General features: G+C 46.1%; 13 protein-coding genes. 11 read left to right on the forward strand and 2 right to left on the reverse strand.

The window, feature by feature from the left end; translation table 11 throughout:
- Positions 1-235 precede the first annotated feature (235 nt).
- Entirely contained in the window at positions 236-2,149 is a 1,914-nt protein-coding gene (locus tag K3G25_RS02620; protein WP_232489569.1) for a heavy metal translocating P-type ATPase, read from the forward strand.
- 113 nt (positions 2,150-2,262) lie between these two features.
- Complete coding sequence (locus K3G25_RS02625) at positions 2,263-3,357, forward strand: M24 family metallopeptidase (protein ID WP_232489570.1); 1,095 nt, start codon at positions 2,263-2,265, stop codon at positions 3,355-3,357.
- A gap of 57 nt (positions 3,358-3,414) precedes the next feature.
- Here the strand turns inward: K3G25_RS02625 and K3G25_RS20695 are convergent, their stop codons facing one another.
- Positions 3,415-3,540 (reverse strand): hypothetical protein, encoded by a 126-nt coding sequence (locus K3G25_RS20695; RefSeq protein WP_014721086.1) that lies wholly within the window; start codon positions 3,538-3,540, stop codon positions 3,415-3,417.
- Between the two features lie 99 nt (positions 3,541-3,639).
- On the opposite strand from K3G25_RS20695, the gene K3G25_RS02630 reads away from it, so the two are divergent.
- From K3G25_RS02630 to K3G25_RS02670, 9 genes are all read left to right on the forward strand, one after another.
- A complete protein-coding gene (locus K3G25_RS02630; RefSeq protein WP_015417354.1) occupies positions 3,640-4,605 on the forward strand; it encodes a LacI family DNA-binding transcriptional regulator in 966 nt (321 codons plus the stop codon).
- 50 nt (positions 4,606-4,655) lie between these two features.
- On the forward strand, positions 4,656-5,522 hold the full coding sequence (gene glcT, locus K3G25_RS02635; protein ID WP_012117426.1) for a glucose PTS transporter transcription antiterminator GlcT: 867 nt from the start codon (positions 4,656-4,658) through the stop codon (positions 5,520-5,522).
- Between the two features lie 231 nt (positions 5,523-5,753).
- A complete protein-coding gene (gene ptsG, locus K3G25_RS02640) occupies positions 5,754-7,850 on the forward strand; it encodes a glucose-specific PTS transporter subunit IIBC (protein ID WP_007409599.1) in 2,097 nt (698 codons plus the stop codon).
- 96 nt (positions 7,851-7,946) lie between these two features.
- Complete coding sequence (locus tag K3G25_RS02645; protein ID WP_003154654.1) at positions 7,947-8,213, forward strand: phosphocarrier protein HPr; 267 nt, start codon at positions 7,947-7,949, stop codon at positions 8,211-8,213.
- Positions 8,213-9,928 (forward strand): phosphoenolpyruvate--protein phosphotransferase, encoded by a 1,716-nt coding sequence (gene ptsP / locus K3G25_RS02650; protein ID WP_100261745.1) that lies wholly within the window; start codon positions 8,213-8,215, stop codon positions 9,926-9,928. Before K3G25_RS02645 ends, ptsP begins: the two co-directional genes overlap by 1 nt.
- An 87-nt stretch (positions 9,929-10,015) precedes the next feature.
- The gene (locus tag K3G25_RS02655) at positions 10,016-10,255 is read left to right on the forward strand and encodes a splAB operon transcriptional regulator SplA (RefSeq protein WP_003154646.1); all 240 of its coding nucleotides are present in this window, start codon (positions 10,016-10,018) and stop codon (positions 10,253-10,255) included.
- Positions 10,256-10,339: 84 nt separating this feature from the next.
- Entirely contained in the window at positions 10,340-11,368 is a 1,029-nt protein-coding gene (splB, locus tag K3G25_RS02660) for a spore photoproduct lyase (protein ID WP_003154644.1), read from the forward strand.
- A 126-nt stretch (positions 11,369-11,494) separates the two neighbouring features.
- The gene (locus K3G25_RS02665; RefSeq protein WP_109567368.1) at positions 11,495-13,462 is read left to right on the forward strand and encodes a methyl-accepting chemotaxis protein; all 1,968 of its coding nucleotides are present in this window, start codon (positions 11,495-11,497) and stop codon (positions 13,460-13,462) included.
- 81 nt (positions 13,463-13,543) lie between these two features.
- Positions 13,544-14,410, forward strand: coding sequence for an NAD(P)-dependent oxidoreductase (locus K3G25_RS02670; RefSeq protein ID WP_108654833.1), 867 nt, complete (start codon positions 13,544-13,546; stop codon positions 14,408-14,410).
- A gap of 35 nt (positions 14,411-14,445) precedes the next feature.
- On the opposite strand, the gene K3G25_RS02675 is transcribed toward K3G25_RS02670, so the two are convergent.
- Positions 14,446-15,222, reverse strand: a complete 777-nt coding sequence (locus K3G25_RS02675) for a CAP domain-containing protein (RefSeq protein ID WP_061862140.1) — start codon at positions 15,220-15,222, stop codon at positions 14,446-14,448.
- Between the last annotated feature and the right edge of the window lie 226 nt (positions 15,223-15,448).

Below are 15,448 nucleotides of genomic sequence, written 5' to 3' on the forward strand. Positions count from 1 at the left end.
CGGGAGGAATTCCTCCCGCACCTTTTTTGCATATAATGAACAGCTGAAGAAACACTAATGATAATTATTATCAAAAAGAAATTAAAACAATTATAATTGAAATCTTCCGCCGGCATGCTATAATAAAGAAAACACTGCGATAACACTGTGAAAATGCTGCCTGTCAGGCGGCTGTTTTGCTTTTATCGGGGAATTGAAGATGATTTGCGTTCTCAATTAGAGAGGAGAATTCATAATGAATGAACAAGTGATGACACAAACACATTCACAACAGCACATACAAGAAGAGCGGGCTGGAAAAAAGTGGCTCCAGCATACAGAACTCATTGCGGCGCTCGTATCCGGCGTCCTTATTCTTGCGGCCTGGTTTTTTACCGAAACAAAAGGCCTGTCCGTCACTTTGTATATCCTTGCCTTCCTGATCGGGGGATTTGCAAAAGCGAAAGAGGGAATTGAGGATACCATTGAGACGAAGGCGTTAAATGTGGAACTGCTGATGATTTTTGCGGCTGTCGGCTCCGCCCTGATCGGTTATTGGGCGGAAGGCGCTGTTCTTATCTTTATTTTTTCGTTAAGCGGCGCGCTCGAAACATATACGATGAATAAAAGCAGCCGTGATTTAACCTCTTTGATGAAACTGGAACCGGAGGAAGCGACCCTGCTTGCGGACGGACGGGAAAAGCGGGTGCCGGCTGCTGAACTTAAGATCGGTGACATGATCGTCATTAAGCCGGGCGAACGCGTAGCGGCAGACGGGATCATTGAGTCTGGCGTGACGAGCCTCGATGAATCGGCGCTTACGGGTGAAGCGATGCCGGCGGAAAAAACAGCCGGAGATTCTGTGTTTACAGGAACGGTAAACGGAAACGGCTCCTTAACGGTCCGTGTGACGAAAACAAATGAACAGTCTTTATTCAGAAAAATCATCCGGCTGGTGGAATCAGCCCAAAACAGCGTGTCACCGGCTCAGGCATTTATTGAGCGGTTCGAAAGTGTCTATGTCAAAGGCGTGCTGTTAGCCGTGGCTTTGCTTTTATTCGTTCCTCATGTCGCTTTAGGCTGGAGCTGGAGTGAAACCTTTTACCGGGCGATGGTGTTTATGGTGGTCGCCTCCCCGTGCGCGCTTGTTGCTTCTATTATGCCCGCTGCGCTTTCCCTTATCTCAAACGGGGCCCGCAACGGATTATTGGTTAAAGGAAGTGTGTTTTTAGAGCAGCTGGGAAGCGTACGGATGATCGCTTTTGACAAAACCGGCACGGTCACTAAGGGACAGCCGGCAGTCGCGGCATTTCAAGCTGCGGAAAATGTGAGTGAAGATGAGATCATGCAGGCGGTGTATGCGATAGAAAAGCAATCAAGCCACCCGCTTGCAAAAGCGATAGCTGAATTTGCCGAAAGCCAGGGCGCCGCGTCCGCAGGACATCTATCGATTGACGAGACGTCCGGATTCGGTGTTCAGGCTGAAATAGAAGGCGTCAAATGGATGGTCGGAAAAGCGGGATTTGCAGGTGAAGATGCGGCAGATGCTTTTTTGCAGACATCGGGAAAAGAATTAAAGGATAAAGGCTTTACACTGGTCTTTGTTAAAAAAGATGACCGGATTGCGGGCTGCTTTGCCTTAAAGGATCAAATCCGACCTGAAGCGAAAGCCGTGATGGCTGAGCTTGAATCATTGGGCATTAAAACAGCCATGCTCACCGGCGATCAGTCTGAAACTGCGGCTGCCATTGCAAAAGAGGCGGGCATGACGACGGTTGTTGCCGATTGTCTGCCGGACCAAAAGGCAAAAGAAGTGAAGAAGCTGAAAGAAACGTACGGCACAATCGCCATGGTGGGGGACGGCATTAATGACGCGCCCGCTCTGAAAATCGCTGACGTCGGTATTGCGATGGGCGGGGGAACGGACGTGGCTCTTGAAACGGCTGACTTAGTCCTTATGAAAAATGATCTTCACAAGCTTGTGAAAATGTGCAGACTCTCAAGGAAAATGAACCGGATTATTAAGCAGAATATTGTTTTCTCGCTCTCGGTCATCTGCCTTTTGATCTGCGCTAACTTTCTGCAGGTGATGGAACTGCCGTTTGGCGTGATCGGGCATGAGGGGAGCACGATTCTGGTCATACTGAACGGACTGAGATTATTAAAATAAACATGACAGCCGCACATCGGGCGGCTGTTTTTTTAATGTTCGTTCACAGCATAAACGCCGGAAAACTGATAGAATGAATAAAGAGTCACTTTGGTAAGGAGGAAAAGCAAAAAATGAATAGATTAGAACGTGTTTCATCTTGGCTGAAAAAAGAAGGACATGATGCGGCGTTTATACATACAAAGGAAAACGTATTTTATTTAACTGATTTTTACACGGATCCGCATGAGCGGTTAATGGGATTGTTCCTGTTTCAGGAACAGGAGCCGTTTTTCGTTTGTCCGGGAATGGAAGCCGGACAAGCCCGAAGCGTCGGGTGGGAGCATGGTATTATCGGCTACGGCGATCACGAAGATCCGTGGGAGCTGATCAAAGCCGAGCTCACAAAACGAAATGTGCGGCTTGATTCCATCGCGGTTGAAAAGGATTCGATCTCTCTTTCCCGCTCAGAACAGCTCAAACAAGCTTCAGGGGGCGCGGCATTTGTTTCGGCAGAAGAAACGCTCAACCAATTCCGTCTCGTAAAAGATGAGAAGGAAATCAGCATTCTCAGGGAAGCGGCAAAACTCGCGGATTACGGAGTTGAAGTCGGTGTCGCGGCGCTTAAAGAGGGTGTGAGTGAAACCGAAGTACTCGCGCAGATTGAGTTTGAGCTGAAGAAAAAAGGCGTGCAGGGCATGTCATTTTCAACGATGGTGCTGTTCGGGGAAAAATCAGGCCAGCCCCATGGAAATCCGGGTGCAGACCGGTTGAAAAAAGGCGATTTCGTTCTGTTTGATCTGGGTGTTATTCTTGACGGCTACTGTTCAGACATTACGAGAACATTCGCATACCAATCAATCAGCCCGAAACAGGAAGAGATTTACGAAACGGTGCTTAAAGCTGAACAGGCGGCGCTTCAATTAAGCAAACCCGGCGTCAGAATCGGCGATCTTGATTTAAAAGCCCGCGGCATTATTGAAAAAGCAGGATACGGAGACTATTTCCCGCACCGCCTCGGCCACGGACTCGGGATTTCGGTTCACGAATATCCATCAATGAGCAGCGCGAACGACACACTCCTCAAAGAAGGCATGGTCTACACGATAGAACCGGGGATTTACGTGCCGGATGTCGGCGGCGTGCGCATTGAAGACGATGTGTTCGTCACAAAAGACGGCGCCGAAGCATTAACGCAGTATCCGAAAGAATTAACGATTCTGAAATAGAAAGCTTTGTGATAAAAAAGGACGGTTCTGGAACGCAGCGTCCTTTTTTATCACCTTTTAAATGAAAAAATCATCAAAATGCTGAAATGGTTTGATGTCATGCTTTTCATTCAGGGGCCGCATGGCAAGGTAACTGCCGCCGACTATGGCCAGACACAAACCGATTAAGCAAAGAATCCCCATCGCTGTTCTTCTCCTTTCAAACGAATAGGCTGTATCTGTTTCTAGCTTACTGTATGAAACGCATTCCAGATCAAGGGAAAAAAAGAAAGGGGGGACGCCATGGCTACGATTAGAGACATTGCCGGCGCTGCCGGGGTTTCCGTTACCACGGTATCAAGAGTGTTAAACGATCATCCTTATGTAAGTAAGGACAAAAGAGAAAGAGTGAAAAAAGCGATGCAATCGCTCGGATATACGCGCAATATTCATGCTGTGCATTTATCCAAAGGTTTTTCCGATATGATCGGCGTTGTGCTTCCGTCGGTGAATCTGCCGTATTTTGCAGACCTTGTTGCAGGTATTGCCGAGGCTGCCGAAGCGTCAGGCGTGCATCTTTCTTTATACCAGACAGATTATCAGCAGCAAAAAGAACGTTTTGCTTTATCACAATTACAGGAGCGCCAAGTGGACGGCCTGATTATCTGCTCCAAAGCAATTCCTGATGAGCATCTGCTTACCGTGAAAGAACCGCTCATCCTCTGCCAGTACACTGATGCGGCGGGGCTTTCCTCCATCAGTAATCCGCATCGGGAAGCATTTCGGCACGGTCTGGATTATCTGATAGAAAAGGGACACCGGAAAATAGCGATCAGCCTGGCCAGAAAAAAGGGAAAAAACAGTCAAGTACGCATTGCCGCATACAAAGAGGCGCTGAAGAAGATCGGGCAGCCTTACAGGGAAGAGCTGGTTGTGGAAAAGGCGCTGACGCTGCTTGACGGGAAAGCCCTTTTTCATAGATGGAAGAGCTGGGATGACAAACCGACTGCGCTGTTTGCAGCGAATGATCAAGTATCCGCAGGTCTTTACCTTGAAGCCAAGGCAAACGGGACACGCATCCCGGAAGAGCTTGCGATTTTGAGCATCGACAATCATGATATCAGCAAGATGTTAGGTATTTCCACAATAGATATACAAACAAAAGAAATGGGAAAGCAGGCTTTTCACATGCTTGAGAACAGGATCAGCGGCGGGCCTCCGGCAAGGAAAGTTCTTGATTACCGCCTTATTGAACGATCAACCGTCTAAAAAAAGAATTGACGCGCTTTCCGTTCGTTTTGTACGATATGAGGTATTGAATGACAAAGGAGCTGAGGATCATGAAGGGGTCCTTTACAGTTGAAAAGGTATTAAATAACAATGTGCTCATCGCAACACATGATAGATACAGTGAGGTCGTCTTAATCGGAAAAGGGATCGGCTTTGGAAAAAAACAAGCGGATGTCATTGAAGATAAAGGGTATGACAAGATGTTCATCTTAAAGGATGAAAAAGAACAAAAACAATTTAAAAAGCTCCTCGGTTATGTGGACGAGACACTTGTCGACATCTCCAATGACGTCATTTATCATATCAAGAAGCGGACAAGCCAACCGTTAAATGAGCATATCCATATTGCGCTGACTGACCATATCGCCTTTGCGGTAAAGCGGCTGCAGCAGGGTTTTGACATTAAAAACCCGTTTCTCATGGAAACCGAAACGCTTTATCCGGAAGAATTCCAAATTGCCCGTGAAGTCGTCGGCATGATTAATGAAAAGACGGGAATCTGTCTTCCGGAAGGAGAGATCGGCTTTATCGCTCTGCATATCCATTCCGCCCTGACGAATCGGCCCCTTTCAGAGGTCAATCAGCATTCACAGCTGATGTCCCGCCTCGTTCAGGTGATTGAGGAATCTTTCCAGATGAAAGTGAATAAAGAAAGCGTCCACTATTTGCGGCTGATCCGGCATATCAGATTTACCATAGACAGGATTAATCGGGAAGAGCAGACAAAAGAACCAGAAAAGTTAATGTTATTATTGAAAAATGAATACCCGCTATGCTACAATACTGCTTGGAAACTGATAAAAATCTTGCAGCAAATACTGAAAAAACCAGTTCATGAGGCGGAAGCGGTTTATCTCACGCTTCATTTGTACCGATTAACCAATAAAATTTCATAATTTCAGTTGAAACCTTAAAAACGTGTCACTGATTCGATCAGGCATGAGTGATTGAGGGTAAAAAAACGGGAAGAACGATCCCGTTATTTTGCACACCCTTTTTACTCATGCCTTTTTTGTTGTGTAAAAGGGCAAATGTAAACGGTTAAACTGAAGACTTGCGCCAGTGAATTCGTTGTCATGAATTTTCGCTGTAAGGTCACACTAGCTAACAGAGGAGGTACATCTTTTATGTTTAAAGCATTATTCGGCGTTCTCCAGAAAATCGGCCGTGCTCTTATGCTTCCGGTTGCGATTTTACCGGCTGCGGGGATCTTGCTTGCGTTAGGGAATGCCATGCAGAACAAAGATATGATTCAAGTCATGCATTTCTTAAGCAATGATAACGTTCAGCTTGTGGCGAACGTCATGGAAAGCGCCGGCCAAATCGTATTTGACAACCTGCCGCTTCTTTTTGCAGTAGGGGTTGCGATCGGTCTTGCCAACGGAGACGGTGTTGCCGGAATCGCGGCTATTATCGGATACTTGGTCATGAACGTATCCATGAGCGCCGTGCTTATGGCAAACGGCAGTATTCCGTCTGACAAAATTGAACGGGCAAAGTTTTTTGCGGAAAACCATCCGGCCTATATTAACATGCTGGGGATACCCACTTTGGCGACGGGCGTGTTCGGCGGTATTATCGTCGGGGTTCTGGCCGCGTTATTGTTCAACAAGTTTTATAAAATTGAACTTCCGCAGTACCTCGGATTCTTTGCGGGTAAGCGGTTCGTCCCGATTATCACATCAATTTCCGCATTAATTCTCGGTCTTATTATGTTAGTGATCTGGCCTCCGATCCAGCACGGTCTGAATTCCTTCTCCACGGGTCTTGTGGAAGCGAATCCAACCTTGGCGGCCTTTATTTTCGGGATGATTGAGCGGTCATTGATTCCGTTCGGTCTTCATCACATTTTCTACTCGCCGTTCTGGTATGAATTTTTCAGCTATAAAGATGCCGCCGGAGACATCATCCGCGGAGATCAGCGGATTTTCATGGCTCAGATCAAAGACGGCGTGCAGCTGACGGCGGGAACATTTATGACGGGGAAATATCCGTTTATGATGTTCGGTCTTCCGGCGGCAGCGCTTGCAATCTATCATGAAGCGAAGCCTGAAAAGAAAAAACTTGTAGCCGGAATCATGGGTTCTGCCGCTCTGACAAGTTTCTTAACGGGAATTACCGAGCCGCTTGAATTCTCATTCTTATTTGTGGCTCCTATCCTGTTTGCGATTCACTGCGTTTTCGCGGGACTTTCCTTTATGGTCATGCAGCTGCTGCATGTAAAAATCGGTATGACCTTCTCAGGCGGTCTGATTGACTACTTCCTGTTCGGAATTCTGCCTAACCGGACGGCTTGGTGGCTTGTCATTCCGGTCGGCTTAGGATTAGCCGTCATTTACTACTTCGGTTTCCGGTTTGCGATCAGAAAGTTCAATCTGAAAACGCCGGGCCGTGAAGAAGAGGCTGCGGATGAAGGTGCGGGCGCCTCAGGCGAAGCCGGCGACCTTCCTTATGAAATCCTGCAGGCAATGGGTGATCAGGAAAACATTAAGCACCTTGACGCTTGTATCACGAGACTCCGCGTTACGGTCAACGACCAGAAGAAAGTGGATAAGGCCCGTCTGAAACAGCTTGGCGCCTCAGGCGTTCTTGAAGTCGGAAACAACATTCAGGCCATTTTCGGCCCGCGTTCTGACGGTTTAAAAACACAGATGCAGGATATTATCGCCGGACGCACGCCGCGCCCTGAACCGAAAGTATCCGCGCAAGAAGAAGTCAGCCAGCAGGTTGAAGAGGTTATCGCAGATCCGCTCCGAAACGAGCAGGGTGAAGAAGTGTTCGCTTCTCCGATCACCGGCGAAATCCATCCGATTACTGATGTGCCTGACCAGGTGTTCTCAGGAAAAATGATGGGTGACGGTTTTGCGATTCTTCCTGAAGAAGGAATCGTCGTATCGCCTGTCCGCGGAAAAGTGCTGAATGTTTTCCCGACAAAACATGCGATCGGCCTTCAGTCTGACGGCGGAAGAGAGATCCTCATTCATTTCGGAATCGACACAGTCAGCCTGAAAGGCGAAGGATTCACTTCTTTTGTTTCTGAGGGTGACCGGGTTGAACCGGGGCAAAAGCTGCTTGAAGTTGATCTTGAAGCGGTTAAACCTCATGTTCCTTCATTAATGACACCGATTGTCTTTACAAATCTTGCCGAGGGTGAAGCGATTTCCCTTTCGGCCGAAGGTACCGTAAAACGGGAACAAAAAGATATTGTGAAAATCGGAAAATAAGCATATAAATACGCCGTGCTTGTCAGATGACAAGTACGGCTGTATGATATAATATTGTGTAGTAAAATAGCTTTAATTTAAAGGAGAATGATAATCATGGCACAAAAAACATTTAAAGTAACAGCAGATTCCGGAATCCACGCTCGTCCTGCGACAGTTCTTGTACAGACTGCAAGCAAATACGATGCTGACGTAAACTTAGAATATAACGGCAAAACAGTAAACCTTAAGTCAATCATGGGCGTTATGTCTCTAGGTATCGCTAAAGGCGCTGAAATCACAATTTCCGCTTCAGGCGCTGACGAAAACGATGCTCTTAACGCTTTAGAAGAAACAATGAAAAGCGAAGGACTCGGCGAGTAATGCAAGAATTAAAAGGAATAGGCGCTTCAGCCGGAATTGCGATTGCGAAAGCATACCGGCTTGAAGAGCCGGACTTAACGGTTGAAAAGAAAAACATTGCTGATGCTGCGGCTGAAGTAAGCCGTTTTGATGAAGCGATTGTACGTTCTAAAGAAGAGCTTGAAAAAATTAAAGAGCATGCTTTAAAAGAACTGGGACAAGACAAAGCTGACATTTTCTCCGCGCACCTTTTAGTTCTGAGTGATCCTGAGCTGTTGAACCCGGTAAAGGAGAAAATCAGCACAGATTCAGTCAATGCTGAATTCGCTCTGAAAGAAACAGCTTCCATGTTCGTTACTATGTTTGAATCAATGGATAACGAGTACATGAAAGAGCGTGCGGCGGATATCCGTGACGTAACAAAACGTGTGACGGGGCACCTGCTGGGCGTGGAAATTCCGAACCCGAGCATGATCTCAGAAGAGGTTGTTATCGTGGCTGAAGATTTAACACCGTCTGATACGGCGCAATTAAACCGCCAGTTTGTAAAAGGTTTTACAACTGATATCGGCGGACGCACTTCACACTCCGCGATCATGGCCCGTTCGCTTGAAATTCCGGCTGTTGTCGGCACAAAAGCGGCTACAGGGACAATTGAAAACGGTGTTACGGTAATCGTAGACGGCATCGATGGTGATGTGATCATCGATCCTTCCAGTGAAACGTTAAAGAAATATGAAGAAAAGCACAGTGCTTACCTGGCGCAAAAAGCTGAGTGGGCGAAGCTCGTCAATGAACCGACTGTTTCAAAAGACGGCTATCATGTAGAGCTTGCCGCAAACATCGGCACCCCGGATGATGTAAAAGGCGTTCTTGAAAACGGAGGAGAAGCTGTAGGGCTTTACCGTACGGAATTCCTTTACATGGGACGCGACCAGCTTCCGACGGAAGACGAGCAGTTTGACGCTTATAAAACGGTTCTTGAGCGTATGGAAGGAAAATCAGTTGTCGTTCGGACATTGGATATCGGCGGCGACAAAGAGCTTCCTTACCTGCAGCTCCCTAAAGAAATGAACCCGTTCTTAGGCTACAGAGCCATCCGCCTTTGCCTTGAAGAGCAAGAAATCTTCAGAACTCAGCTTCGTGCGCTGCTTCGTGCAAGTACATACGGAAACTTAAAAATCATGTTCCCGATGATTGCGACAGTAAACGAGTTTAAACAGGCGAAAGCGATTCTTCTCGAAGAAAAAGAAAAACTCGTTGAAGCCGGCGTAGCGGTTTCTGACGATATTGAAGTCGGTATGATGGTAGAGATTCCGTCTACAGCCGTTATCGCAGATCAGTTTGCCACAGAAGTTGACTTCTTCAGTATCGGAACAAATGACTTAATCCAATACACGATGGCTGCTGACCGCATGAACGAGCGCGTAGCTTATCTGTATCAGCCATACAATCCGGCGATTCTCCGTCTGGTCACCCTTGTTATTGAAGCCGCTCACAAAGAGGGCAAATGGGTCGGCATGTGCGGAGAAATGGCGGGAGACGAAATTGCGATTCCGATTCTTCTCGGCTTAGGCTTAGATGAGTTCTCAATGAGCGCTACATCCATCCTTCCGGCAAGAACGCAGATCAGCAAGCTTTCTAAAAAAGAAGCTGAATCATTCAAAGAAACAATCTTGTCTATGAGCACGACAGAAGAGGTTGTCGCATTCGTTAAAGAAACATTCAATAAGTAATACAAAAGCCAGACGGTGTAAGCCGTCTGGTTTTTTTCATATTCGGAAAAAAGGGGGGAACAATAACTTTCAACAGGAGGGATTATTATGACAAAATCATTTGCAGCGGGGGATACGGTCTATGTGATTTACCGCAATCCGCATGCCGCCAATGTTGCCCATATTAAAGAGGCGGAGATCGTCCATCACCCGTATCATGAGGGAGAACTGTCTCTGTTTTTATACGAAACCTATCATCCGCTGGCCGAAGATGACGCGGTCTTTTCGACATATGAGGAAGCGGAAGCGCTTTACAGCGAGCTTTTTGAAGAAGACCGATATCATTGATCAAAGGAAATGTTTACAACGCATATTCACTCTCTTTTCAACGGAAAGTAACAACATGAGAATATGTAAAGGGAGTGTCTGTCTATGCTGAAGCCGTTTGTGCCCCAGCTTGTTTATATTGAACCGAGAGCGCTCGAATACCCGTTAGGACAAGAGCTGAAGAATAAGTTTGAAAACATGGGGCTTGAGATCAGAGAAACGACATCGCATAATCAAGTCCGGAATATTCCGGGAAAAAATCACTTGCAGCAATACCGGAACGCGAAATCAACATTGGTAATCGGCGTCCGGAAAACACTGAAATTCGATTCTTCAAAGCCGTCCGCCGAATATGCCATTCCATTTGCGACGGGCTGTATGGGGCATTGTCACTATTGCTACCTGCAGACGACGATGGGGTCAAAGCCTTACATCCGGACATATGTCAATGTGGAAGAGATTCTGGATCAGGCTGATGAGTATATGAAAGAACGGGCGCCGGAATTTACAAGATTTGAAGCCTCTTGTACGTCTGATATCGTAGGAATCGATCATCTGACACATACATTAAAAAGAGCCATTGAACATTTCGGACAAAGCGAATTGGGACAGCTCAGATTCGTGACTAAATTTCACCACGTCGATCATTTGCTTGATGCAAAACATAACGGAAAGACTAGGTTCAGATTCAGCATCAATGCGGACTATGTCATTAAAAACTTTGAACCGGGAACTTCTCCGCTCGACAAACGGATAGAAGCCGCCGTCAAAGTCGCTAAAGCGGGCTATCCGCTCGGTTTCATCGTGGCGCCGATTTATATTCACGATGGCTGGGAGGAAGGCTATAAGGAACTGTTTGAGAAACTTGATGCGGCGCTTGATGAAGACGTTCGGCATGACATCACATTTGAACTGATCCAGCACCGTTTTACAAAACCGGCCAAACGGGTGATTGAGAAGAACTATCCGAAAACAAAGCTTGAGCTTGATGAAGAAAAGCGCAGATACAAATGGGGACGCTACGGAATCGGCAAGTATATATACCAAAAAGACGAAGAGCATGCTTTAAGGGAAACACTGGAGTCTTATATCGAAACCTATTTCCCGAAAGCGAAAATCGAATATTTTACGTAAGGCGGAGCTGTCGGCATGACGGCTCTTTTTTTGCTGCGCCAAATGGCGGAAATTTTTGATATTTATTTCAAGGTTTATTCATTTTCTTGGCCGAAAGACCGATATAACTCTCAGGAGGGGATGGTTATGTTTAAAAAAATGCACATCAAAATTGCTGTGTTTGTATCGGTAATGCTTATCGTAACGGTTGTTTTTTTAACGGTTTCTTCATATTTGACATTAAAGCCGATGATGACGGAGGAAGCAAAACGTACGACAGAGAATGTCACCAATTCACTCGGTCAGAACATTGAGCTTCAGCTGAAAAATGATGAGACCGTATTAATGAGATTAGCAGGCGGTGAATTGTCCCGGTCTTTTCTATCAGATGGGAAGAAAGAAACCGCGCGGCTTTTTAACGATGAGTTAAAACAGATCGGACGGAATGACAAATATGTCGCGCTTGCGTACGTCGGAACCGCAAACAAACAAATGTTTACATATCCAAAGGCACATTTTGCCAAAGACTATGATCCGACAAATAGAACGTGGTATAAGATGGCGGCCGAAAAACCCGATAAAGTTGTCTGGACTGACCCTTATAAAGATGCAGTGACGGGAGACATGATTGTGACGGCGTCAAAAGCCATTCAAAACAGCGGAACCGTCGTCGGAGTGGCGAGCTTAGATCTGAAGCTGTCCTCCATTCAGAGCATGGTCAACGAGCAAAAGGTTCCATATAAAGGATTTGCGTTTTTGGCGGATGAAAACGGTTCTCTGCTGGCGCATCCGGAAAAACAGGGAAAAAATATTTCGGAAGATCAGACGTTAAAAGACATCACTACGGATAAAGAAGGCATCAAAGAGCTGCAGGGGAACATGGTCGTCTACCAAACGGTAAAAGAAACAGGGTGGAAAGTCGGAACGCAGTTTGAAAAAGATCAGCTGATGGGAGTAGCCGACAAAATGAACACGGTGAGCATTTTTATGTCACTGATCGCTCTTGTGATTACGATCGGACTCAGCTATTTACTAGCAAAAACGATAACCGGGCCGATTCAGCAGCTGATCGCCAAAACAAATTCAGTCTCAGCCGGAGATTTAACCGTCCGCGCCCAGACGAAATCAAAAGATGAAGTAGGCGAGTTAACAAAAGACTTTAATCAAATGGTTGAAAATATGAAAGAGATGGTCGAACAGGTTAAGGCCTCCTCAGAAAATGTGTCTGATACATCTGACCAGCTAACCGTCATTTCACAAGAAACAAATGAAACGAGCGGACAAATCGCAAAAGCGATAGAGGAAGTCGCCGCCGGAGCGACAGAGCAAGCGTCAGAGGTTGAGACGATCAACGAAAAATCAGAAAATCTCTCAGTCAAAATAAAAGGAATCGCAGATCGCGCAGGCAGCATAAAACAACTCTCAAAATCTTCAGAGGATGCCAGCTACAAAGGACTGGACGCGCTCGGGCAGCTGCTGATGAAGTCAAACGAAGCCAATTCAGAAACGAAAAAAGTAGAGGCAATGCTGAATGACCTGGAAGAACAAACGAAAAACATAGAAGAAGTCGTGACGGCAATATCCGCCATTTCAGACCAGACGAATCTCTTGGCGCTGAATGCGAGTATTGAAGCCGCTAGAGCGGGAGAAAGCGGACGAGGCTTTGCCGTCGTCGCTGAAGAAGTCCGCAAGCTTGCTGAACAATCAGCTCTTTCTTCCGGCCATATCAGTGAAACGGTCCGGCTGATTCAATCTGAGACAAAAGAAGCGTCACACGCGATGATTGAGGCAAGCAGAATGAATGATGAACAAAACAGCGCCATTCATGAAACGGGTGAGGTCCTCAATCTGATTACGACGGAAATGCAGTCTCTCGTTCAAGGTATAGATCATATTTACAATGACATTCAAAAAATGAGTGAAGAACAAGCCGCGATTCAAGAAGCGATTCAAAGCATCTCCGCCATTTCTCAAGAATCTGCGGCAGCGGCGGAAGAAGTGAATGCTTCTACTGATGAACAGCTCGTTACGCTTGAAAAAGTGAAGCAATCGACTGATATGTTAAAGAGCGCAAGCGAAGATCTGATCAGCGCTATTTCTAAATTCACCTTGTAACGCGGACTCTATCAGCCTATAATATGGTAATATAGACATGAGAGAATGATATTATGAATCGCATCAGGGGAGGAAAGCGCAGTGAACAAAACGGTCGGATTTATCGGTTTGGGCGTCATGGGAAACAGTATGGCATCGCACATTTTAGAAGCGGGCTATCCTGTTTTAGTCTACACGCGGACGAAACAAAAAGCGGAAGAGATTCTGAATAAGGGAGCGGTCTGGCAGGAGACGGTCAAAGACCTTTCAGAGAAAGCAGACATCATTATTACCATGGTCGGCTATCCGAGTGATGTCGAGGAAATCTATTTCGGCGAAAACGGCATTCTTCGTCATGCAAAAGAAGGGGCGTTTGTCATTGACATGACGACATCAAAACCGTCTCTGGCGAAGAAGATAGCGGAGAAAGCCAAAGAAAAATCCATTCACGCCCTGGATGCACCCGTTTCCGGCGGAGACATCGGCGCGAGGAACGGAACGCTTGCCATTATGGCCGGAGGAGAAAAAGAAGCGTTTGAAGCATGCCTGCCGCTTTTCTCCGTTATGGGGGAAAACATTCAGTATCAAGGGCCGGCTGGCAGCGGCCAGCATACGAAAATGTGCAATCAGATCGCGATTGCAGCGGGAATGGTCGGAGTGGCTGAAGCGATGGCTTACGCTGAAAAATCCGGTCTGAACCCGGAACAAGTGCTGAAAAGCATTACAACCGGAGCTGCCGGAAGCTGGTCATTGTCCAACCTCGCTCCCCGTATGCTGAAAGGCGATTTTGCACCAGGATTCTACGTGAAACACTTTATTAAAGACATGGGAATTGCTCTTGAAGAAGCGGAGCTCATGGGAGAAGAGATGCCCGGATTGGCGCTCGCCAAATCATTATACGACAAGCTTTCCGCGCAAGGTGAAGAAAACAGCGGAACTCAAAGCATTTATAAGCTTTGGGTGAAATAAAAAAGATTGCCCGCAGGGGCAATCTTTTTTATTATTTATTTTCCGATAAATTGCTGTGTCCAGATGTTTCCTGATTCTACGTAACCGACACCGATTTGAGTGAACTTAGGATTCATGATGTTCTTTCTGTGGCCTTCACTGTTCATCCAAGCTTTAACGACAGCTTCAGGAGTCGGCTGTCCTTTGGCGATATTTTCACCGGCGGTTTTATAAGTGATTCCGAAAGACTTCATCATATCAAACGGTGAACCGTAAGTAGGGCTTTGGTGATCGAAATAGTTTTTGTCTTTCATATCTTGTGATTTTGCGTGAGCTGATTTGCTTAATTTTTCATCAATCTGCAGAGGTTTTAAGCCTTGCTTTTGTCTCTCTGCATTTGTCAATTCAACGACTTTCTTTTCGTACGCACTGACAGAAGAAGGAGTTTTCTCGCTGCTGTTGTTTGTGTTATCTGTCTGTTTTGCATTGTCAGCCGTCTGGTTTTGATCGGCTTTCGGTTTTTCGGCAGCTGTCGGAGCCGTTTTTGCCGGTGTTTCTTTTTGAACGTCTTTAACTGTCATATCAGAATGCTTTGCGTGTTTTTGCAGCAGATGAGTCAGTTCTTTCTCATTTTTAACGTTCAGCTTTTTCACGCTCGTTTTCATATGTAGTTTTTCAACAGCCTCTTGAAGAGTCAGATGCTGTACAGTGTTTCCTTTTTTCACGGTAACGACGTGCTGGCATGACAGCTCTTTGGCAGATGCCTGCTGAATGCCTCCGAATGTAATCAAACTGACTGCCGCGGCGGCAGATAAGAGAAATGCTTTTTTCATAAGTTAATAGCCTCCCAGAGAAGTTTTTTTCTACATGAAAAATCTTATCACAGCTTTTTTGTCATAATGCAGGCAGCCATTTCCTTTGACAACAAACGTTTGTCATAATTGTAATTGAGCACAGAAAAATGGCTTTATATCAGGAAAAACGATCTGTATTTATTTTAAAAATCCGTTACATCTCTTCAAATTATTTGAAGTGTTAGATATATTTTAAGATAATTTG

It is taken from the genome of Bacillus sp. FCW2 (assembly GCF_021228595.1).
Lineage (GTDB): Bacteria > Bacillota > Bacilli > Bacillales > Bacillaceae > Bacillus > Bacillus velezensis.